Genomic DNA, 19,147 nt, shown 5'->3' on the forward strand with positions numbered 1-19,147 from the left:
GGAGAGCTGGCCGAGTGGCCGAAGGCGCTCCCCTGCTAAGGGAGTACACCTCACAAGGGTGTCGGGGGTTCGAATCCCCCGTTCTCCGCCATTATTTCTGTAGTGCGTTAGATCTGGCTTCTTCTGTAAGTTGTTGAAATTACTAGAAAAAGTGCTTTACAAAACGATTTGACGACCTATAATGCGCGGCACCAACACATGCACTCGTAGCTCAGCTGGATAGAGTACTCGGCTACGAACCGAGCGGTCACAGGTTCGAATCCTGTCGAGTGCACCATTTAAGGTTAACTGGTCTGATGTAGTCAAATACAGACTTCCAGATAACTGGCTTCAACCAGAGGTGATCTGGTCTAAAAACACCAATGCACTCGTAGCTCAGCTGGATAGAGTACTCGGCTACGAACCGAGCGGTCACAGGTTCGAATCCTGTCGAGTGCACCATACACCAGAAAGCCCACATCGAAAGATGTGGGCTTTTTGCTTTCTAGCGTTTTCCTTTCACGCATCCGTTTTCATCGAATGTCACATTGTTGCTTCGACCCTTTTTCAAGTGGTAGGTGTAGCGCAGTTCTCCATTGCGATTGGTGATCTTGTCCGGGCGGCCCAGCAGGCTTTCCACATCCCGTCTGGTCATGCCTGGCGGTGTGCGCTGATTGATGATCGCCTGCCTGCGCTGTGCCGGGCTCAGTCGATTGCCGCAGCCATCGTCCTGCTGTCCGACCACCACTATTTCCTTGCTGGCCTGAGTGCTTCGCCTGTCTGCACTCGGGATAAGGGGCGTGATGCTTCCGGGAGGCGCATTGAAGGCCTTCTGCAACTCGCTGGTGTGGCCGGCCGGACAGCCCAGGGTGGTGAATGTGATCTTTCCGGTCGGGTCTTCGCAGCGCTGAACCGTATTGGCTTGTGTGTAAAGCGGCAGGCAGAGCAGGTTGCTCCATAACAAAATGCGGGGCGTGATACGCATTGCCGAGTCCTCCATGACGTGCATCGTCATCCTAGTCAGGGCCTTGCTCCCCGGCGAGCGTGTTTTCTTGGCTGAATGTGACGTCGTAACTTCGCTGTCTCGCAAAACTTTCAGGTTTGTCTCGCAAGCGCCTGTTCTTGCCTGAATTTCTCGCGTGCGATCCGCTCAAAGCGGTGTATCATTGCGCCCGTCAGCCCCGCCGGGGCTTGTGGAATACCTCCATGGACTTACCCAGTAGTTACTCAATAGCTCGTTTCACCAATCAAGAATCAACTGATTGATCCTCCCGGCGTGCTCCGCTGCTGGGAGTGGAGTTCGCCTATGACTGAAACAGAAGTAAAAAAGACGCAGGAAAGCTTGCAGGATCGCCTTGCCCAAGTGGTCGATCTGCTGCAGCGCCAGCGTGTGGTCGAAGATCTGATCCACCGCCAGGAAGGTCAGCATCAGGATCGCGTAGAAAACCTCGTTCATCGCCAGAACCTTGTCGAGCTGCAACGCAAGCTCGATGACCTGCACTCTGCGGACGTCGCTTATATCCTCGAGGCATTGCCTCTTGAGGAGCGTCTGACCGTCTGGCAACTGGTCAAGGCCGAACGCGATGGCGATATCCTCCTTGAAGTGTCCGACTCCGTCCGGGAAACCCTGATCGCCGACATGGACGATCACGAGTTGCTGGCGGCGGCCAAGGAGATGGACGCCGACGAACTCGCCGACCTGGCGCCTGAGCTGCCTCGCGACGTCGTCCATGAACTGATGGAAGCGCTGGACGTCCAGCAGCGCGAGCGTGTCCGTTCCGCACTCTCCTACGACGAGGAGCAGGTCGGTGCGCTCATGGACTTCGAGATGGTGACGATTCGTGAGGACGTCAGCCTGGAAGTCGTATTGCGTTACCTGCGGCGCCTGAAGGAGTTGCCGAGCCACACCGACAAACTTTTCGTGGTCGACCACGATGGCGTGCTCAAGGGCGTGTTGCCGATCAAGCGTCTGCTGGTCAATGACCCGGACAAGCAGGTCGGTGAAGTCATGGCCGACGACCCTGTCAGCTTTCACCCGGAAGACGATGCCTACGACGCTGCCCAGGCGTTCGAACGTTATGACCTCATTTCTTCGCCGGTAGTCGACAAGAGCGGCAAGTTGATCGGCCGTCTGACCATCGACGAAATGGTCGACCTGATTCGTGAGGAGAGCGAGAGCGAAGTCCTCAACATGGCCGGTCTGCGTGAAGAGGAAGATATCTTCGCTTCCGTATGGCGCTCGCTGCGTAACCGCTGGGCCTGGCTGGCGATCAACCTGATCACGGCGTTCCTGGCCTCGCGTGTCATCGGCCTGTTCGAGGGCTCGATCGAGAAGCTGGTGGCCCTGGCTGCATTGATGCCGATTGTGGCCGGTATCGGCGGCAACTCCGGGAATCAGACCATTACCATGATCGTACGCGCCATGGCACTGGATCAGGTCAGCACCGGCAATACCTCGCGCCTGCTGCGCAAGGAACTGGCGGTGGCGTTGCTCAATGGCCTGATATGGGGCGGAGTCATTGGTGCCGTGGCTTATATGCTCTATGACAGTTGGTCACTGGGCGTGGTCATGACCGCTGCCATGACGCTCAACTTGCTGCTGGCGGCTTTCATGGGCGTTCTGATTCCCATGACCCTTGCACGCCTTGGCCGCGATCCGGCCATGGGAGCGAGTGTCATGATTACCGCGATGACCGACAGTGGCGGATTCTTCATTTTCCTGGGGCTGGCGACCATCTTTCTGCTTTGATGGCAATCACCATAAAAAAACCGCCTGTTCAGGCGGTTTTTTGTTTCAGGTGATCATTGCCCGGCTTTGACTTCTTTCCATGTCCGCAGCCTCAGCGCTTCGCTTTCGGCAGGCATCGCTTTCTGGGCGAACAGGGTGCCAAAGGTTTCTTCGTCGGGGTAGATTCTGGGGTCGCTGTGAACTGCTGCGTCCACCAATGCCTCGGACTTCTCGTTGCCATTTGCATAACGCAGATAGTTAGTGATTCCGGCGATCACCTTGGGCGCCAGCAGGTAATTCATGAAGGTGTAGGCGGCTTTTTCGTCGGGGGCATCGACAGGCATGGCAACCATGTCGAACCACATCGGTGCGCCTTCCTTGGGAATGACATAGTTGATGTCAATGTCGTTGCCTGCTTTCTGCGCGTTGCGCTCTGCCAGCAGGACATCTCCTGAATACCCGACCGCCATACAGATCTTGCCGCTGGCCAGATCCGCTATGTAGTTGGTGGAGTGGAAATAGCTCACGTAAGGTCGTATCGCCATCAGGGCAGCTCTGGCCTTGGTGTAATCACCCGCGACCTCGCTTTGTGGAGGCAATTGCAGGTAGTTGAGTGCGATGGGCAGGACGCTGGGGGCGCTGTCGATAAAGGCGACGCCGCACTGAGACAGTTTCTTCATGTTCTCGGGTTTGAAGACCAGGTCCCAGGAGTTGAGCGGCGCATCGTTGCCAAGAGCAGCCTTGACCTTGGCCACGTTATAACCGATGCCGGTGGTCCCCCACAGATAGGGGAAGGCGTGTTCGTTGCCCGGATCGATATCTCTGAGCACCTTGAGCAGAACCGGGTTGAGGTTTTTCCAGTTGGGTAACTGGCTTTTGTCCAGCTTCTTCAGGTCGCCGCGCTGAATCTGGCCGCCCATGAAATGACTCGATGGCACCACAATGTCGTAACCGGAATGTCTGCTCCTGAGCTTTTCGTCCAGAGCCTCGTTACCGTCGTAGGTGTCATAAGTGGCTTCAATGCCGGTTTCTTTCTGAAAGTTCTTCAGGGTGTCCGGAGCAAAATAATCTTCCCAGTTGAACACCTTGACGGTCTGGGCGGCCTGGCTCATCGATGTGACCAGCATCAGGGGGACGAAGGCTTTACCAAGCATTTCGTGGCTCCTCACATGACTTGATGATCGCGATGCACGAACAATCATCGCCTCGGGAGCAGTGATCATGGGATGCATACCTGTAGGAAATAATCTTATAGGTATTTAGGAAGGGGGCCGCAATAAAAAAGCCAGCTTTCGCTGGCTTGAATGCTTTTTTCTCTGATTTCTTACGACTCTTCTGAAGCGAGTTCCGTGTCGTGAGCGATCAGGGACACCAGTGCATTCTGCTGGCGGTGTGAGAGTTGACGAAAACGCTGCAGCAGCTCGCGTTCGTGCAGGGACAGCTCAGGACTATCAAGGCGCAGGTTTGGCTCATCGCCAAGTGCACCTTCCTGAATCAGGCTCTGCTCGAGTCGAGCGATGATTTCCGAGTTCATGCTGCGGTGGTGGTTTTTGGCTACCTCTTGCACACGATTACGCATGCCATCTGGTAGGCGAACGACGAACTTGTCAGCCGTACGGCTGGAATAAGTAGCCTGTTTCATAGGGCTCATATATTTAACCGGTTAGTTCAGGGGAAGCGGTTCTCGCAAGTGGCCGCCAGATTGCCATTATGGGACAGTCGTTTTGGCCAAATGTTCCAACCGAGTTATCCAAAGGGCGCCGCATCATGCCCTATTACGTCGAATCCTTGGCGTCAATTCTGTGACAAATATTGACTCAGATAAAGGCGTTTAGCCAGCACCAATTATCAGAATTGCGAGAGGATTTGCAAAGCATGCCAATTCCTGCTCATCCAGGTGACACGACGAACGCCTGACTACTTTTTGCCATGATGGCTATCTGTCTTCAGCTTAGATGCTTATCCGCAACAAGACGAACAATGCCGACGGGCGTGCATGGCGGGGGAGGGAGGCAGTATTTCAAGAGGCCGATGACCCAGTCAGCAATGGCGCGAAGCTCTACCGACCAGTACAACCATCAGCGGGTGTTCACTCAGCGCAGAATCGGATCGAACTTGAAGCGACGACCAATGATCATGGCCGCAACGAACAGACTGGCAAACAGCCCGGCGGCGATTTTCGAGGCGAAATTCAATGCATGCGCCTGTTCAGGGAGAAGAAGATCAACGGCAACAGCCATCAGTGCCAGGATCATGAATGACAATGCGGATTTTGACATGGCTACTCTCTCGTGAAGGTGGGCTATGTGACGATCTCAGAAGATCCAACGCTCTTCGGCACGATTTGGCAGCGGGGCTTCCTTGACCTCATGACCCAGCGTAGCTGCATTGACGCTTCTGTCACCCATGACTGCCAGTTGTGGTGTCTGGCGGATCAGCTCATGGGATTGAGGACGAGTGGAGATCTGGTCTTCGTGAATGCGGGCGTCATGAAAATGAAATGCCACCAGAGCCACCAGAGCTACTGCATTCAACACTGAGAGAGTCATGTTCATTTTCAAGTACCTTGCGTGGAGTGTTGTCACAGGTACTGATAATGCAGCCTGCATGCCAGATTTATTTCAATAAAAAATCCTTATAAAACAATGGCTTGTGTTTGATTTAAGAGCACTGGATATTGCGTTTTGCAATGATGGCTTTTTGGGGTAATGCAAAATGCACGACCCCGCCTGCAAGGGCTCTGCGCCGCGATGTGGACTACGATTATCGAAGGCAATGACGACATGACAAAACCCTTCCATGCCGTTAACATGCACGCCGTCCTCGCTGGCACCAATCGGTGTGCTGGCAACGCAGTGTCTCAGTAGCTCAATTGGATAGAGCATCCCCCTCCTAAGGGGAAGGTTGGCAGTTCGAACCTGCCCTGGGACACCATTAAAGACTTTCGCCTGGCTGCTTTCAGGCGCAGGGTGATTAAGTTTCCTGCCGCCATCCTTCACAACCGAAGACACATCTCAAATCATCTACAATTTCTTCTTTCCCACCGTCTAAAAGTCACCTTTTCCTTTGGCATCTTCCCTTTCCCTTGAACGAAATTTCCTAGAAAATCCCGACCCCTTGCGTGTGTCAGTTACGGCATTTAATGTGCGGCTCCGCTGCAAAATCAGCGGCCGGATTTAGCGATCCGAACCTTGCACTCGCAACACGCTCATGCAGCCTCATGCCTTTCCGGTACGAGGTCGTGTCATGGCGGCTGTGCGTCGGAGACCTTCGGGTCTGCCGGTGTGTGCGAGTAAAAGGCCGGTTCGCTAACCTTCGCACAGCTGCCACCCTTCATTCGTTTAGCGACGTCTGCGGCAGCTCTTTTCTCACAAGGAGCTTTCACACCATGGACCTTCCATATCCTTCACCTCCCTGCACCGATCATTTCGAGCCCACCGTTTTTATCCGTCACCACCGTATGCTGCGTGCTGTCATGCGTGATACTCAGGTCTGGTTTTCCTTGCCTGATCTGGCCCGTCTGATGGGTAAGCAACTGGACGAGCGCGCCACACTCAAACTCGACGCCGACCAACGCCGCACAGCCTGGCTATTGACTCACGGGCAATGGGAAAAATGCCTGATGGTCAGCGAGTCGGGCGTCTTTGCGTTGCTGGTGCATCACTACGTACCGGAAAACCGCGCACTGCGGCGTTGGCTGGTTCAGGAGGTGTTGCCGGTTTTCGAAGTTCCCAAGTTAGATTCCAGCGATCAACCTCAGCGATATGAGATGCGCTGGCAGGGCAATGTCTTGGGTGCGCTGCAATGGCATGGCGAGTTGTGGGTGAAATTGCGTGATATGCCGGAGTTGGTTCAGGTACAGCCTGAGGCAGTCAGAGAATCCTGGTGGCGCCGGCTGGTTGCGTGAAGCAATTCGTTTTTTGCGTGATATGAATTTGATCGTTCCGGTTGGGCGGGGCGATCAATGTAGGTCAGGGATTGGCCTATGAATGCGATCTGTTCCCTACCGGCGGATCTCCCTGATCCGCCTACATGCCCCCGTCAAACCCTCTCCAACACCCCAACCCCCTCCAGTTCCCGCACCAGCGGCAACACCCGCTCCCCAAAATACTCAACCTCTTCCTGAAAGTGCAGGAACGCCGACAGTACCAGATCCACGCCTATCGCTTTCAGCGCGACGATACGTTCGGCAATCTGCAGGGGTGTGCCGATAAGGTTGGTCTTGAAGCCATCGTTGTACTGCACCAAGTCGTTGAAGGACGATTTGGCCCAGTTGCCTTCTCCCTCGGGGCTGGCCTTGCCTGCCTGTTTTGCGGCATCGCCGAAGGCATTCACGGCTTCGGGGTCGGCCTTGTCGATGATTTCCTGCAAGACTGCTTGTGCTTCTTGCTCGGTGTCGCGGGCGATGATGAAGGCGTTGACGCCGATCTTCACTGAATGCCCGTTGGCTGCGGCCTTTGCGCGGATATCGTCGACCTGCGCCTTGATGCCTTCCAGGGTATTGCCGTTGGTGAAGTACCAGTCCGATACGCGGGCCGCCATGTCCCGTGCTGCGCGGGAACTGCCGCCCTGAAAGATCTCGGGATGCGGGCGTTGAATGGGTTTGGGGCGCAAGGTGTAGTCATGAAAGCGGTAGAAGTCGCCCTTGAAGGTGAAGCTGTCCGTGGTCCAGACTCCTTTGAGCGCCTGAATGAATTCTTCCGAACGCCGGTAACGTTCGTCATGTTCCAGCCACGGCTCACCGATGGCCTGAAACTCACCCTTGAACCAGCCACTGACAATATTCACGGCCACTCTGCCAGCGGTGAGCTGGTCGATGGTCGCCAGTTGCTTTGCGGCCACTGACGGTGTCCAGGGGCCGGGGAGGATGGCCGCGATCACTTTCAGTTTTTCGGTGGAGGCCAGCAGGGCGTGACTGAAGGCCACTGACTCGTGCTGATTCTCCGCACCGTAGCCGGCAGTGAAGCGAATCTGCGTCAAGGCGTATTCAAAGCCCGAACGCTCGGCGATCTGTGCAAGTTTGCGGTTGTAGTCGATATCCCAACTGGTGCGTTGCTCGATCTTGCTGACGACGAGTCCGCCGCTGACGTTAGGGACCCAGTAGGCGAACTTGATAGGTAAGTGGCTCATGAGATATCTCCGAAAACGACGAAGGGGATGGCCGTTTCGACAGTGCAGCATGCATGCCACTGGATATTTTCATGAATTACAAAGGCTTACGATTTACTGAGAATCGAGGCGCTGTCTTGGTTTACCTATAAATGCTGATGAGATGTTGCCGGGCAGACAGTTTTACTCCCCATCCGGGTCAGGCGTCAGCCTTTCCAGTTGCGGACACGCCCACTCCACAAAAGCCCGTACTCGCGGTGACAATTGCAGGGAGTGCGGATAGACCAACTGGATCGGTAGGTCCATGGGTTCAAAGTCCCGGAGGATCCTGACAAGGCGACCATCGGCCAGCTCATCCGCGACCTGATAATGCATCAGCCGGGTAATGCCCACGCCCTGTACGCAGGCCTGGCTGGCGGCTCGAACCTGATTGCAGACCAGTCTGGGGACAATTTCTTCAGCCAGCTCTTTTTCCCGATGACGGAAAAACCAGTGTCTCCCCTGGAAGGCCAGTGTGATGCAGGCATGCTCCCGCAGCGATTGTGGGCTGTCGAGAGCGGGAGAGGCGCGAAGGTAGTCCGGGCTGGCACAGGTGACGAGCCGGGTGCTGCCGACCTTGCGCGCCACCATGGCCGAGTCGGGCAGATGGCCTATTCGCAGGGCAAGATCGAGGCGTTCATCAAGCAAGGGAATGACCTGATCATTGAGGCTCAGCTCGGCCGCCATTTCCTCATGATCCTTGAGAAAGGCATTCACCAGCGGCGCCAGATAGCGTTGCCCGAACTCCACCGGAGCGGTCAGACGAAGCAGGCCACGGGCAATGCCGTCGCGGGATTCCAGCCGCTGCTCCATATCATCGAAGTCCGCAAGCATGCGGCGGCTCCAGGCCAGATATTCCTCGCCCTCATCGGTCAGGGCCATACGCCGGGTGCTGCGGTTCAGCAAGCGAACCCCGAGGTAACGCTCCAGTGCTGCCAGCGAGCGGACCAGTGAAGCGACGGATTGGCCTGTCGCATCGGCAGCCGAACTCAGGCTGCCGCTGTCGACGATCCGAACGAAATTGGCCATTGCCTTGAGCCTGTCCATTGCCACCTTTTTATCTGTGCGATTACTGCATAGGTCTTGTCAGGTCCGCGGCATAGGTGAAACACACAGTCCGGTGGAAACTTCAGGGACTGTTTTCAGCCGGAGTTTCCCTCATGAGCCAGCGACCAAACCCCGCACGGATTCTCGCATACGATCACATCGGAATCCGTGTCAGCGACCAGAATCGCTCGATGTCTTTTTATCAGGCACTCGGATTTATCGAGACCGCACGTTTTCCGCTGTACGAGGCCAACGAAATGCTCAGCCCGGATGGCGTGCGAATCAACCTCATCTTCAACGCTACTCGCGTGCCCGATGCGCACAACGTCCTGCTGGATGCTCCGGTGAAGCTGCCCGGCATGACGCACCCCGCCTTTATCGTCGATGACCTTGAGGTTTTTCAGACCTGGCTGGGCGAGCAGGGGATCGTGATCACCCAGGGGCCGCATCACATCGGGCCGAGAAGAGTCGCGCTTTTTATCCGCGACCCGGATGGCAATGTTCTTGAATTCAATCAACTCGTCGATGGAGAAACGCAATGAAACTTTACGATCTGGATGCGTCGGGCAACTGCTACAAAGTGCGTCTCTTTGCTGCACTGGCCAATATCGAGCTTGATGTGGTTGCAGTGGATTTTCTGGCGGGAGAGCACAAGAAGCCGCCTCTTTCGGACATGAATCCCCTGGGACAGCTCCCGGTTCTGGAGGACGGTTCGTACATCCTCCGTGATTCGCAGGCCATTCTGGTTTATCTCGCGGGTCAATACGGTGGCCTGGCGTGGTGGCCAGCGCATCCTCAGGGCCAGGCCGATATCGTTCAGTGGCTTTCGTTTGCCGGCAATGAGGTTCAGCACAGCCTTTGTGCTGCTCGGCTGGTGCAGAAGTTCGGTGTGGTGCTGGACAAGGCGCAGGCGCTGGAAAAGTCGAGCGTGGCTCTCTCGGTGCTCGACAGGCACCTGGAGCATCATGACTGGCTGGCAATCGGCAGGCCCACGATTGCCGATTGCGCGGTTTATCCCTATGTCGTGCTCGCTCCCGAAGGCGGCGTTGATCTTGCGCCCTATGCAAACATTGCGCGCTGGATGGCGCGGATAGAAGCGTTGCCGGGTTATCTGCCCAAGCCTTGAGCGGGCGGGTTTTGCAGTGCCTTTTCAAGAAAGTCGATAAACGCTCGCACCTTCGTGTTCAACGCTGACCGCTCGGCAACGCATGCATAGATATCCATCGGCTCAGACTCGGCGCAGGCTGTGTTGCGATTGTCTGGTTCGAACAGCGGCAGCAGGCGACCGCTGTCGAGGTGTGGCTGGGCGATGAAGCTGGCGAGGCGGGCGATGCCGCCGCCATTCACGGCGATTTGCGCAAGCATGTCGATATCGTCGCAGACGAAGCCGGGATTGACCCTGGCTTCGACACGCTTGCCGTTGACCATGAAGTTCCAGGGCAGAAAACGCCCGTCTGTGGGATAGCGAAAGACCAGGCAGGCATGCTGTTTCAGGTCGTCGATGGATGTGGGCACGCCGGCGCGGTCGAGGTAGTCGGGCGATGCGCAGAATACGAACGGTCTTGAGGCGATGCGTCGGGCAACCAGTCCGTCGCTCAATTGCGCTTCGATGCGGATACTGACGTCGACGCCTTCCAGACGATGATCAACGCGTCGGTCGGTGCTGATCAGTTCGATATCGATACGCGGAAAGGTGGCTTTGAACGCAGGGATCAGCGGTGCCAGGACATGGCGGCCAAATGCTGCAGTCGTGGCGATACACAGCGGCCCCTGAGGTTCGGTGGCGACGGTTGCGGCATGGGAAGCAAGCTCGATGTCTTGTGGGATGTGCCGGACTTTTTCGAAATAACGCAGGCCGCTTTCGGTAAGTGCCATCCTGCGGGTGGTGCGCGACAGCAGGCGCACGCCCAGATGCGTTTCAAGTCGGCTGATACTCTGGCTCACAGCCGCTGCACTCATCCCCTGGGCACGCGCGGCCGCCGCGATGCTGCCGGTTTCCACCACGCGGATGAAGCTATTGATCAAACCCAGAATGTCCATCGGATGCTTTCATTCAATTCGTTGGTTTTACTTGATAATGATTCAAGTGTTATCCCTCTACTGGTGGGTGAGGCCGATTGGTAGCTTAGCTGCACTTCCACCATTCAAGGTCGACGAGGGTTATCGATGACTACCGGAGCCAGCAGCAATACTGCACGATTTCGTTTCCCGAGCCGGGCGACGCCTTATGTCTTTGCTTTCTACATGGCGACCATCATGGCGTTTCTCATGTGCCTCGTGATCACTCTGGCTGAGTTCGGGATTGATGAACATTACATGGAAAATGTGATGAATGCGTATCGCGTGGCAATGCCTTCGGCGTTCTTCTGTGTAATGGTCGTGCGCCCGCTGGTTGCCCGCTTGGTCGCCTGGACGGTTCACAGGCATTGAGAACTTCCGCTCAGTGGCCAGCTTGAGTATCCTCGGCGCTGGCCGATGCTGCCCGCCGCTCGCTCCCCAAGGGAAGGTGAAAGCATTGCTTCATGATTCCGAACCCTGTCGTATTTCCTACGGTCGAGTTTTGGTAATGCGAGCACCAGAATGCCTCGACCTCAGGAGGAACGATGTTTTCAATCGAACAAGCCAAGCAGATGGCCAAGAGGCTGCGCGTTTCGTTGGCGGCGGGCAATCAGGAGCTGTCCCATTCGGCTGCACTTGAGCTGGTCGCGCAGCAACTGGGTTACAAGGACTGGAACACGGCATCGGCGCTACTTGCGCAGAGCAGCCCTCAACCTGCCATTACCTTCGACAAACCCATCCCGATATTGCGGATGTTCGATGAAGCCAAGGCCCGGGAGTTCTATCTGGATTTCCTGGGTTTCAGCGTCGAATTCGAGCACCGATTCGAAGCAGATCTGCCGTTGTATCTGGGTATAAGCCGGGATGGGCTGCAGTTTCATCTGTCCGAGCATCATGGCGATGCGAGCCCCGGCGCGACGATTTTTGTTCCCATGCACAATATCGAGCTTCTTCGCGATGAGTTGCTTGCCAAGCGCTACGGATACGGCCGTCCAGATATTGTCCAGCAGGGCTGGGGGAAGGTTCTGGAAATACACGATCCGTTCGGTAACCGGATTCGCTTCTGTCAGAGCTGAGTGTTTCTGAGCCCATAAAAAACGGGGAGCCAGGCCTTTTCAGCCTGACTCCCCGTTTTTCTGCAAAGGCTTACGCCAACTGTTTCAGCAACGCCTTGGCGACTGCTTCCGAGCTGGCCGGGTTCTGGCCAGTCACCAGTTTGCCGTCTTCAACCACGTAGGGCTGCCAGTCGGGACCTTTTTCATAGAGCCCACCCAGGGCGATGAACTCGTCTTCGATCAGGAAGGGCACGACATCGGTCAGTTCCACCGCTTCTTCCTCGCCATTGGTAAAGCCGGTGACACGACGGCCTTTGATCAAGGGCTCGCCATTGGCAGCCTTGACGTGACGCAATACGCCCGGCGCATGGCAGACGAAACCGATCGGCTTGTTGGCGCGTTCAAAGCTCTCGATCAGTTCGATGGAGCGCTTCGACTCTGCCAGATCCCAGAGCGGGCCGTGGCCGCCTGGATAGAAAACCGTGTCGAAATCCTGCTGGTTGACGCTGTCCAGCTTCACAGTAGTCGCCAGTACTTGTTGAGCGGCCGGGTCAGCCTTGAAGCGATGGGTCAGTTCGGTCTGGAAATCCGGCAGGTCGCTTTTCGGGTCCAGAGGCGGCTGGCCACCAGCAGGCGAGGCTACGACCACTTCGGCACCGGCATCGATGAAGGTGTAGTAGGGCGCTGCGAATTCTTCGAGCCAGAAACCGGTTTTCTTGCCAGTGTTGCCCAGTTGATCGTGAGAGGTCAGTACCATCAGGATTTTCATTGCAGTTTCCTCGTAATGTCCATGAGTCAGGTGAGGCGCAGGCTGTCAGGTCGATGGCCTGCGCATTATCTTCATTGCAAGTGACGGTCAGCCCTTCAGGAAGGCTTCCAGCGGTGCCGATTTGTCGCCATACGGTGCGCGCATTCGCAGATTTGCAGCGCCGTCTTCACTCTGGATGACGACAGGTTTGGCATGGGTAAAGCGTCTGAAACCATGGACGCCATGGTAAGCGCCGATACCCGATGCCCCTACGCCACCAAACGGCAGGGTATCGATGGACACATGGCTCATCACATCGTTGACCACCAGAGCGCCTGAAGTGGTTTGGAGTGCAAAGGCGTGCTGTCGTTCGCTGTCATTGCCGAAGTAATAGGCAGCGAGCGGGCGCGGATTGGCATTGATGTAGGCCACTGGCTCGGTACGGTCGGTGTAGGTCTTGACCGGCAGCAGCGGGCCGAAAATCTCTTCCTGCATGATCTTCATGTCATCGTTCACATCCAGCAGCAGATGAGGCGCGATCTTGCGTGTCCTGACATCGAAGCCCGGTTCACCTTCCGGTGCCAGATTGACGATGGTTGCGCCTTTGCTGCGCGCATCATCGATCAGGCCCACCAGGCGCTCGTAGTGACGCTGGCTGATGATGGACGTGTATTCCTGATTGCTCTGGATGGTCGGGAAACTGTTGGCGACGAAGTTCTTGCCAGAGGCGGTCAGCGCCTCGACCTGCGACTTCGGAATCATCATGTAGTCCGGTGACAGGCAGATCTGGCCGGCATTGAACGTCTTGATCGTCAGGGTACGTTCTATGGCCGTGCGGATATCGAAGTCCTCATCGACCACAACAGGCGACTTGCCGCCCAGCTCCAGGGTCACGGGGACGAGATTTTCAGCCGCTGCGCGCATCACATGACGCCCAACCGTGGTGCTGCCGGTAAAGACCAGGTGATCGAAAGGCAGACCGCTGAACGATGCACCCAGCTCGGCATCACCCAAGACCACGGCCAGCTCCAGCGGATCGAAGTAGCCGGCGATCAGTTCGGCCAGCAATTCGGAGGTTCTGGGTGTCAATTCGGATGGCTTGAGCATGGCAGTATTGCCCGCTGCAAACACACCGGCCAGTGGGCCGAATGACAAGTTGATCGGGAAGTTCCATGGGCTGATAACGCCTACAACGCCCAGAGGCTGTTGCTGAATCCAGGCCTGCATGCCTGGCCCCGGAGCGGCAACCTGTTCAGGTTTCATCCACTCGGCCACATGCTCGGCAGAGTGCTGGAGCATTTTTACCGTCATGACGGTATCTGCCATCAGGGACTGGTAGAAGCTGCGATTACCGAAGTCGGCATTGATGGCCTTGCCAATGGCTTCATGATTGTCGCTGAGCAGTCTGGCACCGCGGATCAAGCGGTCCTGGCGCAGTTTCGCATCTGCAGGACCTGCCGCCGTGTGGGCGCGTTTCATGTTCAGCAGCAGGGCTTTCAATTCTTTGGTGTCTGGCTGGAAAGGCATGGTTTCTGCTCCTTGGCTACGGACGTTGTATGGATGACGTTGAACTGAACATGCAGATCGACCACTCAGGGACTATTTGATCTGGTATAAAAAATTGCTCAGTACCAGTCAGTCGTTTCGTCGTTCATGAGCGCTTTTCTCAAGAGATATGGCTATCTTAGAAACGCTCAGGCCTGATGTATAACAACGGCTTTTTTGCGCAGTCATAAAATTATTTATGGAATATGTATGTCTCTTGTTCGTTTGAGGACCTTCATCGAGGTTTACCGGCAACGTTCGATCAGTGGTGCGGCGCGGACCTTGAGCCTGACGCAGCCTGCGGTGTCGCAGCATATTTCCGGGCTTGAGGCGGCGATTGGCAGGAGTCTGTTCGAGCGTCAGTCGCGAGGTGTCGAGCCCACGTCCGCAGCAGACGAACTGGCAGCGGATATCGGCGACAAGCTGGACGCAGCCGAGGCTGCGCTGTCATCGGCCAGGGCGCGTTCGGTGGAGTTGGCCGGTGCGTTGCAGATCATCGGCCACGCCGACGTTCTGGCTGAAGTGGTTTCCAGGCAATTGCTGCCTTTGCTTGAGGTCGGTATCCGTATAAGGATGCAGAGCGGAGATCATGAGTCGATCATGCATATGTTGATCGAAGGCCACTGCGATCTCGGGATATCCGCTGCGCCACCCAACAATAAACGCCTGCGCAGCGAGTTGATGTTTGTCGATGATGTACTGGCGGTGGCTGCACCTTCGGTGGTTCAGCGTCTTGCAAGCGCAGAGGATTTCAGGGAGGCGTTGCTGGAGGAGCCAGTGCTTGCCTATAACCTGGATCTGCCGCTTATCGATGGCTGGCTGGACGTGAACAGGATCGATGCGCCGAAACTGATGCCGGCCATGGTGGGGCAGGATTTGCGCACCTTGTGCAACCTGCTCAAGGAAGGGTTTGGCTGGAGCGCGTTGCCGGCTTATCTATGCAGGCCTTACATCGCTCGGGGAGAGTTGCAGGAAATACCGGCCCCGATTGGTCCGTCCAGTCGCGAATATTATCTGTTGTGGATCCCCAGTGCCTTGCGTCAGCCGCGTGTAGCCCATGCTCGACAATCCCTGTTGTGGCGGTTGCGGGCCGATCGGCAAAGCGCCGGGGAAGAGTAAGCTGACCGCTTGCGAGCATGTGCCCGGCGGCCAGCGTCTCAGGCGTTGGTGCTTACATCCGGAACTGCAACACCAGTTGATTCAGGCCCACAGCCAGTTGCGACAGTTCCGAGCTGGCAGCTGAAGTCTGATTGGCGCCTGTGGCGTTCTGAGTCGAGAGGTCGCGAATGCTGGTCAGGTTGCGATCCACTTCACGAGCCACCTGCGCCTGTTGCTCGGTGGCCGATGCGATGCTGGTGTTGCGCTCGTTGATCTGCACGATGGCTGCCGTGATTTCCGCCAACGCATGGCCCGCCGCCTGGGCAACTTCTAGACTGGCGCGAGCCCGTTCGTTGCTCTGCCCCATGGCGCTTACGGCCTTGCTGGCACCGCCCTGGATGGACGAAATCATTTTTTCGATCTCGGCGGTCGACTGCTGGGTGCGATGAGCCAGTGCCCGGACTTCATCGGCAACCACCGCAAAACCACGACCGGCTTCACCGGCACGTGCCGCTTCGATGGCGGCGTTCAGAGCCAGCAGGTTGGTCTGGTCGGCGATGCCACGAATGACATCCAGAACCCCGCTGATGCTTTGTACTTCTACGGCCAGGCCGTCGATTTCGACAGCGGTGGTGCTCACCGACTCGTGCAGTTCGTTGATCGCACTGACGGTTTCGTTCACGCGATTGCGGCCATTTTCTGCCGACTTGCTGGAGTCCTGTGCGGCAGTCGAGGCCAGTACTGCGTTGCGCGCGACCTCTTCGACCGCGGCGCTCATCTGATTGATTGCGGTGGCTGCCTGATTGATTTCATCGTTCTGACGCTGAACGCCGCGCAGGGAATCTTCCGTCACGGCCGACAGCTCTTCAGAGGTGGAAGCCAGTTGATTGGAGGAATTACCCAGCTCGCTCAGCGTGCGTCGCAGGTTCTGCTGCATGATCGAGAGGGCTGCCAGCAGGCGCCCCGGCTCGTCCTGGCCGTCAATGACAATGGGTTTGCTGAGGTCATTGACCGAAATCTGTTCGGCCACCGCCAGTGCCTTGGCAATCGGAGCGGTCAGGCTGCGGGTAAAGAGACCGGCCAATGCCAGTGTGGCTGCGAGCGCAACCAGGATGGCAATGATCGTGACATTGCGAGCCTGGGCATAGGTGTTGTCGGCGGCCACATCGGACTCTGCGACCTTGAGATCGGACAGGCGTGAAATCTCGGCGATGTCCTTGGCCAGCAGATCGGCTGCCAGAGTCATTTCACCGTTCGACTGGGTCAGTGCGTTGATGACGTCCTCGCGCTTTTGCGCGACGGCTTCCAGATACCGTGAATGTACTGCCAGATAGCTGTTCAGGTTGCGGGACATGCTGTCGTAGGTCTTCTTGCCTGCATCTGTGACCAGCAGCGATTGCAGCTTGCGGACATCCGCTTCAAGGCTGCTGCGTGCCTGGGTGACACGTTGCTGCGCAGCATTCGTCGCGTTTGCATCCTGCGCCAGACGCAGGCCGCTGTTGCCAAGGCGGATGGTCAGAAGATCATTCTTGATCTGATCGACTGCCTGAACAGTGGGTAATACGTTGTCTTGCAGTGTTTCCCGGGACTCTTGCAAGTTGGTTGCCTGCATCAGTGAGAACAGCCCGAGTGCTGTAATCAGCAAGGCAAAAAAGCCAAAGCAGAGCAATGACCGTGGTGCGATGTTGAAATTTCTGAGAGTCATGGGAGGTGCCGTCGTTAGGGAGTTGACAGCCTGAAACTATCGACCTAGAGCGGTTCATCTTTAGAAAATGGGTGAAATTGATCGATTGGACGTGGCAGGAAACATTCGTTGGCTGCGGTTATGATGGCGTTTTGGATAGCGCTGCGGGAAGTAATCAGGCATGGACAGAACGGCGCAAGGGCTCGTATTGACGACTTCAAATGCAGTGAGTGGCAGTGATGAGTGATTGCTGGGCGGTTCTGGCTCTGCCTGACGATGCCGATGAGCGCAGTATCAAGCGCCAGTATGCGCGCCTGCTCAAAAGCAACCGGCCCGATGAGGATGCCGAAGCCTTTCAGCGCCTTCGGGATGCTTATGAGCAGGCTTTGCATATTGCTCGCTATCGGAATGAGAGCGACGACGATGAGGTTGTCGAGCTGTCCGTGCCAGCTCGGCACGATGCATCGCCTTCATGGCTGGCGCTTGTTGATCAAGCGACTGTCGACAATCTGCATGAGGTGAGTCTTCAGGCCCGGACGATGGGGTGCATACAAGGCTTCGAGCTGGGATTATTGCAGCGTTGTCTTGCCGACCCCGAACGCGAGATCGAACTGACTCAGGCTGCGACTCTGCAGTTGAGCTGGCTGACGCCCAGGCAAGAAGTGCCTATGGATGGTGAGCAGTCTGCAAGACTGACTCAGATCCTGCTCGACGCCCACCAGACGCAATTGCAGGCCCAACTCCAGGCTGGCGAGGAGGGGGCTTTTATCGATGCGTTGCAGGCGTTACGTCAACAACCCTGGCTGGCTTCGCTGGAGCGCAGTGAGCATTTGCAGCGTTGGGTCATGATTCTGCTGCACAACACGGCAGGCTGGAGCGCGACCTTGTTCGAGCAGGTGTGCGACCTGTTTGGCTGGGATGTGAAGAAAGATCTGCATCCGGAGCCTGCGTTTATATGGCAGCGTTTGCTTGATCGTATTGAAAAGGATGATTTTGTCCGGCACCTGCAGCGTCTGCTCGGTAAACAACCGTTCAGTGCCGAGGGGCGAGCCGTGCATATGCTGCTGGGGCCTTATAGTCCTGCCGAGCGCAGGCGCATGGCCAGGGTTGAAGATGGCAGCGTGCGTGCTATCTGCATGCGGCTGGTCGAGCAAATGACGCTGCGCTATCCCGGCGCTCTCGAAGCCTTTCCCGATGCCGATCTTGAAAGCTGGAATCGGGTGCATGAGCCTTTTTCCCAGGAGGCCATGCGCTGGTTAGGGTTGTCGGTAGTGTCGATTGCTCTGTTGTTCGGGCTTTCGCTGCATTTTCAGGCAAATAGGGATCTGGGTTTGTTGCTGGCCCAGTACGCCATTCAGTCTTCATTGGCCCTTGTCGTGTATTTCTGTGTGTGGCGTCCGGTCTGCGAAGTTGTCGATAGGCTGGATGAATGGCTGAGCGCCCGTCTTCTGCCTGATTCCCTCAGCGGCCCAACCGTGAACGCCAAAGTCTTGCGGCACGGAATGCCGCTGATCGCCGTAGGTGGGGGAATGGTGTGGAAGTGTGGTGGATTCGGGCTGGTGCTGCACTGCGCGGTAACACTTATCTGCCTGGCTGTTGCGCCTTACCGCTACCCACAGCCTTATATTGCAGTGCAGCGGATGCTAAAGGGCAGGAAGGCTATGCAAGGCACTTTGATTGTCGCCGCATTCTACGGCCTGTTGGCTATCGGCTTTACGATCATGCTGACGCCCGGGGGAACCCGTGAGCGAGCGTCTGCTTCACATGGCCGTTATCAGATCGACTGTTCCGTGGATAATCTGCGTCAGACGATGCCTGAAGCATGCCGTGCAGCGGTCGGTTCTCAGGAGTGTCTCCAGAGCGCGTGGGAGCAGAAAATGCAAGTATGTCGCTCGAATTACAGAAGGATGTAAAAAAGTGAGGAAAGGGGTTTGACACCTTTCTCAAGTGCTGTATAGTTCGCCTCCCGCTGACGAGCAACGCGAAGTTGATCGAAGCGCAAGTGGTTGAAGTTGCAAAGGAAACTTTGAAACTTGTTGAAATAACCGCTTGACAGA

At 56.5% G+C, this 19,147-nt stretch carries 19 protein-coding genes, 4 tRNA genes and 1 pseudogene; 12 read left to right on the forward strand and 12 right to left on the reverse strand.

Annotated features, from left to right (window positions below):
* The 3 genes from JSY17_RS09825 to JSY17_RS09835 all read left to right on the forward strand — a co-directional run bounded on the left by JSY17_RS09825 (position 1) and on the right by JSY17_RS09835 (position 441).
* Positions 1 to 91 (forward strand) — tRNA-Ser (locus tag JSY17_RS09825).
* Positions 92 to 200: 109 nt separating this feature from the next.
* Positions 201 to 277, forward strand: a tRNA-Arg gene (locus JSY17_RS09830).
* Between the two features lie 87 nt (positions 278 to 364).
* A tRNA-Arg gene (locus JSY17_RS09835) sits at positions 365 to 441 on the forward strand.
* Positions 442 to 484: 43 nt separating this feature from the next.
* On the opposite strand, the gene bamE is transcribed toward JSY17_RS09835, so the two are convergent.
* Positions 485 to 964: an outer membrane protein assembly factor BamE domain-containing protein gene (gene bamE / locus JSY17_RS09840; RefSeq protein WP_117183568.1), complete on the reverse strand. Its 480-nt coding sequence runs from the start codon at positions 962 to 964 to the stop codon at positions 485 to 487.
* A gap of 321 nt (positions 965 to 1,285) precedes the next feature.
* Here bamE and mgtE point away from each other — a divergent pair, with 321 nt between their 5' ends.
* Positions 1,286 to 2,728: a magnesium transporter gene (gene mgtE, locus JSY17_RS09845; RefSeq protein ID WP_117183567.1), complete on the forward strand. Its 1,443-nt coding sequence runs from the start codon at positions 1,286 to 1,288 to the stop codon at positions 2,726 to 2,728.
* 53 nt (positions 2,729 to 2,781) lie between these two features.
* On the opposite strand, the gene JSY17_RS09850 is transcribed toward mgtE, so the two are convergent.
* From JSY17_RS09850 to JSY17_RS09865, 4 genes are all read right to left on the reverse strand, one after another.
* Entirely contained in the window at positions 2,782 to 3,861 is a 1,080-nt protein-coding gene (locus JSY17_RS09850; protein ID WP_117186516.1) for a polyamine ABC transporter substrate-binding protein, read from the reverse strand.
* Positions 3,862 to 4,031: 170 nt separating this feature from the next.
* A complete protein-coding gene (locus JSY17_RS09855; RefSeq protein WP_025259048.1) occupies positions 4,032 to 4,358 on the reverse strand; it encodes an Arc family DNA-binding protein in 327 nt (108 codons plus the stop codon).
* Between the two features lie 442 nt (positions 4,359 to 4,800).
* Positions 4,801 to 4,986, reverse strand: coding sequence for a PA3371 family protein (locus tag JSY17_RS09860; protein WP_206400905.1), 186 nt, complete (start codon positions 4,984 to 4,986; stop codon positions 4,801 to 4,803).
* Between the two features lie 36 nt (positions 4,987 to 5,022).
* The gene (locus tag JSY17_RS09865) at positions 5,023 to 5,262 is read right to left on the reverse strand and encodes a hypothetical protein (protein ID WP_117186517.1); all 240 of its coding nucleotides are present in this window, start codon (positions 5,260 to 5,262) and stop codon (positions 5,023 to 5,025) included.
* 302 nt (positions 5,263 to 5,564) lie between these two features.
* Here JSY17_RS09865 and JSY17_RS09870 point away from each other — a divergent pair.
* Together JSY17_RS09870 and JSY17_RS09875 are read left to right on the forward strand one after the other, a co-directional pair.
* Positions 5,565 to 5,641 (forward strand) — tRNA-Arg (locus JSY17_RS09870).
* A 454-nt stretch (positions 5,642 to 6,095) separates the two neighbouring features.
* Positions 6,096 to 6,614 carry a BRO-N domain-containing protein gene (locus JSY17_RS09875; RefSeq protein WP_201012727.1) on the forward strand — a complete coding sequence of 173 codons (519 nt, stop codon included), beginning with the start codon at positions 6,096 to 6,098 and terminating at the stop codon, positions 6,612 to 6,614.
* Between the two features lie 134 nt (positions 6,615 to 6,748).
* Here JSY17_RS09875 and sfnG read toward each other — a convergent pair whose 3' ends face one another.
* Both sfnG and JSY17_RS09885 read right to left on the reverse strand, forming a co-directional pair.
* Positions 6,749 to 7,837, reverse strand: a complete 1,089-nt coding sequence (gene sfnG, locus JSY17_RS09880) for a dimethylsulfone monooxygenase SfnG (protein WP_206400910.1) — start codon at positions 7,835 to 7,837, stop codon at positions 6,749 to 6,751.
* A 162-nt stretch (positions 7,838 to 7,999) separates the two neighbouring features.
* Complete coding sequence (locus JSY17_RS09885) at positions 8,000 to 8,902, reverse strand: LysR family transcriptional regulator (RefSeq protein ID WP_206400912.1); 903 nt, start codon at positions 8,900 to 8,902, stop codon at positions 8,000 to 8,002.
* 113 nt (positions 8,903 to 9,015) lie between these two features.
* On the opposite strand from JSY17_RS09885, the gene JSY17_RS09890 reads away from it, so the two are divergent.
* Together JSY17_RS09890 and JSY17_RS09895 are read left to right on the forward strand one after the other, a co-directional pair.
* Entirely contained in the window at positions 9,016 to 9,444 is a 429-nt protein-coding gene (locus tag JSY17_RS09890; RefSeq protein ID WP_200999635.1) for a VOC family protein, read from the forward strand.
* Positions 9,441 to 10,028 carry a glutathione S-transferase family protein gene (locus JSY17_RS09895; protein WP_117183558.1) on the forward strand — a complete coding sequence of 196 codons (588 nt, stop codon included), beginning with the start codon at positions 9,441 to 9,443 and terminating at the stop codon, positions 10,026 to 10,028. The genes JSY17_RS09890 and JSY17_RS09895 overlap by 4 nt, the downstream gene beginning before the upstream one ends.
* Here the strand turns inward: JSY17_RS09895 and JSY17_RS09900 are convergent.
* Positions 10,010 to 10,942 (reverse strand): LysR family transcriptional regulator, encoded by a 933-nt coding sequence (locus JSY17_RS09900; RefSeq protein WP_206400914.1) that lies wholly within the window; start codon positions 10,940 to 10,942, stop codon positions 10,010 to 10,012. The genes JSY17_RS09895 and JSY17_RS09900 overlap by 19 nt on opposite strands.
* 126 nt (positions 10,943 to 11,068) lie before the next feature.
* On the opposite strand from JSY17_RS09900, the gene JSY17_RS09905 reads away from it, so the two are divergent.
* The gene (locus JSY17_RS09905) at positions 11,069 to 11,332 is read left to right on the forward strand and encodes a DUF2798 domain-containing protein (protein WP_206400916.1); all 264 of its coding nucleotides are present in this window, start codon (positions 11,069 to 11,071) and stop codon (positions 11,330 to 11,332) included.
* Positions 11,333 to 11,505: 173 nt separating this feature from the next.
* A complete protein-coding gene (locus JSY17_RS09910) occupies positions 11,506 to 12,036 on the forward strand; it encodes a glyoxalase superfamily protein (RefSeq protein WP_206400917.1) in 531 nt (176 codons plus the stop codon).
* A gap of 70 nt (positions 12,037 to 12,106) precedes the next feature.
* On the opposite strand, the gene JSY17_RS09915 is transcribed toward JSY17_RS09910, so the two are convergent.
* Together JSY17_RS09915 and JSY17_RS09920 are read right to left on the reverse strand one after the other, a co-directional pair.
* Positions 12,107 to 12,784 (reverse strand): type 1 glutamine amidotransferase domain-containing protein, encoded by a 678-nt coding sequence (locus tag JSY17_RS09915; protein WP_117164719.1) that lies wholly within the window; start codon positions 12,782 to 12,784, stop codon positions 12,107 to 12,109.
* An 87-nt stretch (positions 12,785 to 12,871) separates the two neighbouring features.
* Positions 12,872 to 14,290, reverse strand: coding sequence for a coniferyl aldehyde dehydrogenase (locus tag JSY17_RS09920; RefSeq protein ID WP_206400918.1), 1,419 nt, complete (start codon positions 14,288 to 14,290; stop codon positions 12,872 to 12,874).
* 228 nt (positions 14,291 to 14,518) lie between these two features.
* Between JSY17_RS09920 and JSY17_RS09925 the strand changes: the two genes are divergently transcribed.
* Positions 14,519 to 15,427 (forward strand): LysR family transcriptional regulator, encoded by a 909-nt coding sequence (locus JSY17_RS09925; protein WP_117183553.1) that lies wholly within the window; start codon positions 14,519 to 14,521, stop codon positions 15,425 to 15,427.
* Positions 15,428 to 15,479: 52 nt separating this feature from the next.
* Here the strand turns inward: JSY17_RS09925 and JSY17_RS25990 are convergent, their stop codons facing one another.
* Both JSY17_RS25990 and JSY17_RS25995 read right to left on the reverse strand, forming a co-directional pair.
* Entirely contained in the window at positions 15,480 to 16,343 is an 864-nt protein-coding gene (locus JSY17_RS25990; protein WP_404823414.1) for a methyl-accepting chemotaxis protein, read from the reverse strand.
* Positions 16,335 to 17,111: pseudogene (locus tag JSY17_RS25995) on the reverse strand (MCP four helix bundle domain-containing protein); the annotation flags it as partial. The gene JSY17_RS25990 and the pseudogene JSY17_RS25995, both read right to left, overlap by 9 nt.
* Before the next feature lie 218 nt (positions 17,112 to 17,329).
* On the opposite strand from JSY17_RS25995, the gene JSY17_RS09935 reads away from it, so the two are divergent.
* On the forward strand, positions 17,330 to 19,003 hold the full coding sequence (locus tag JSY17_RS09935; RefSeq protein WP_206400919.1) for a J domain-containing protein: 1,674 nt from the start codon (positions 17,330 to 17,332) through the stop codon (positions 19,001 to 19,003).
* Positions 19,004 to 19,147 lie beyond the last annotated feature (144 nt).

It is taken from the genome of Pseudomonas capsici (assembly GCF_017165765.1).
In the GTDB taxonomy this organism is placed as follows: Bacteria; Pseudomonadota; Gammaproteobacteria; order Pseudomonadales; family Pseudomonadaceae; genus Aquipseudomonas; species Aquipseudomonas capsici.

Coding starts and splice junctions, on each gene's coding strand:
- bamE (WP_117183568.1), bottom strand. CDS start 964: ATGCGTATCACGCCCCGCATTTTGTTATGGAGCAACCTGCTCTGCCTG.
- mgtE (WP_117183567.1), top strand. CDS start 1,286: ATGACTGAAACAGAAGTAAAAAAGACGCAGGAAAGCTTGCAGGATCGC.
- JSY17_RS09850 (WP_117186516.1), bottom strand. CDS start 3,861: ATGCTTGGTAAAGCCTTCGTCCCCCTGATGCTGGTCACATCGATGAGC.
- JSY17_RS09855 (WP_025259048.1), bottom strand. CDS start 4,358: ATGAGCCCTATGAAACAGGCTACTTATTCCAGCCGTACGGCTGACAAG.
- JSY17_RS09860 (WP_206400905.1), bottom strand. CDS start 4,986: ATGTCAAAATCCGCATTGTCATTCATGATCCTGGCACTGATGGCTGTT.
- JSY17_RS09865 (WP_117186517.1), bottom strand. CDS start 5,262: ATGAACATGACTCTCTCAGTGTTGAATGCAGTAGCTCTGGTGGCTCTG.
- JSY17_RS09875 (WP_201012727.1), top strand. CDS start 6,096: ATGGACCTTCCATATCCTTCACCTCCCTGCACCGATCATTTCGAGCCC.
- sfnG (WP_206400910.1), bottom strand. CDS start 7,837: ATGAGCCACTTACCTATCAAGTTCGCCTACTGGGTCCCTAACGTCAGC.
- JSY17_RS09885 (WP_206400912.1), bottom strand. CDS start 8,902: ATGGACAGGCTCAAGGCAATGGCCAATTTCGTTCGGATCGTCGACAGC.
- JSY17_RS09890 (WP_200999635.1), top strand. CDS start 9,016: ATGAGCCAGCGACCAAACCCCGCACGGATTCTCGCATACGATCACATC.
- JSY17_RS09895 (WP_117183558.1), top strand. CDS start 9,441: ATGAAACTTTACGATCTGGATGCGTCGGGCAACTGCTACAAAGTGCGT.
- JSY17_RS09900 (WP_206400914.1), bottom strand. CDS start 10,942: ATGGACATTCTGGGTTTGATCAATAGCTTCATCCGCGTGGTGGAAACC.
- JSY17_RS09905 (WP_206400916.1), top strand. CDS start 11,069: ATGACTACCGGAGCCAGCAGCAATACTGCACGATTTCGTTTCCCGAGC.
- JSY17_RS09910 (WP_206400917.1), top strand. CDS start 11,506: ATGTTTTCAATCGAACAAGCCAAGCAGATGGCCAAGAGGCTGCGCGTT.
- JSY17_RS09915 (WP_117164719.1), bottom strand. CDS start 12,784: ATGAAAATCCTGATGGTACTGACCTCTCACGATCAACTGGGCAACACT.
- JSY17_RS09920 (WP_206400918.1), bottom strand. CDS start 14,290: ATGCCTTTCCAGCCAGACACCAAAGAATTGAAAGCCCTGCTGCTGAAC.
- JSY17_RS09925 (WP_117183553.1), top strand. CDS start 14,519: ATGTCTCTTGTTCGTTTGAGGACCTTCATCGAGGTTTACCGGCAACGT.
- JSY17_RS25990 (WP_404823414.1), bottom strand. CDS start 16,343: ATGCAGCAGAACCTGCGACGCACGCTGAGCGAGCTGGGTAATTCCTCC.
- JSY17_RS09935 (WP_206400919.1), top strand. CDS start 17,330: ATGAGTGATTGCTGGGCGGTTCTGGCTCTGCCTGACGATGCCGATGAG.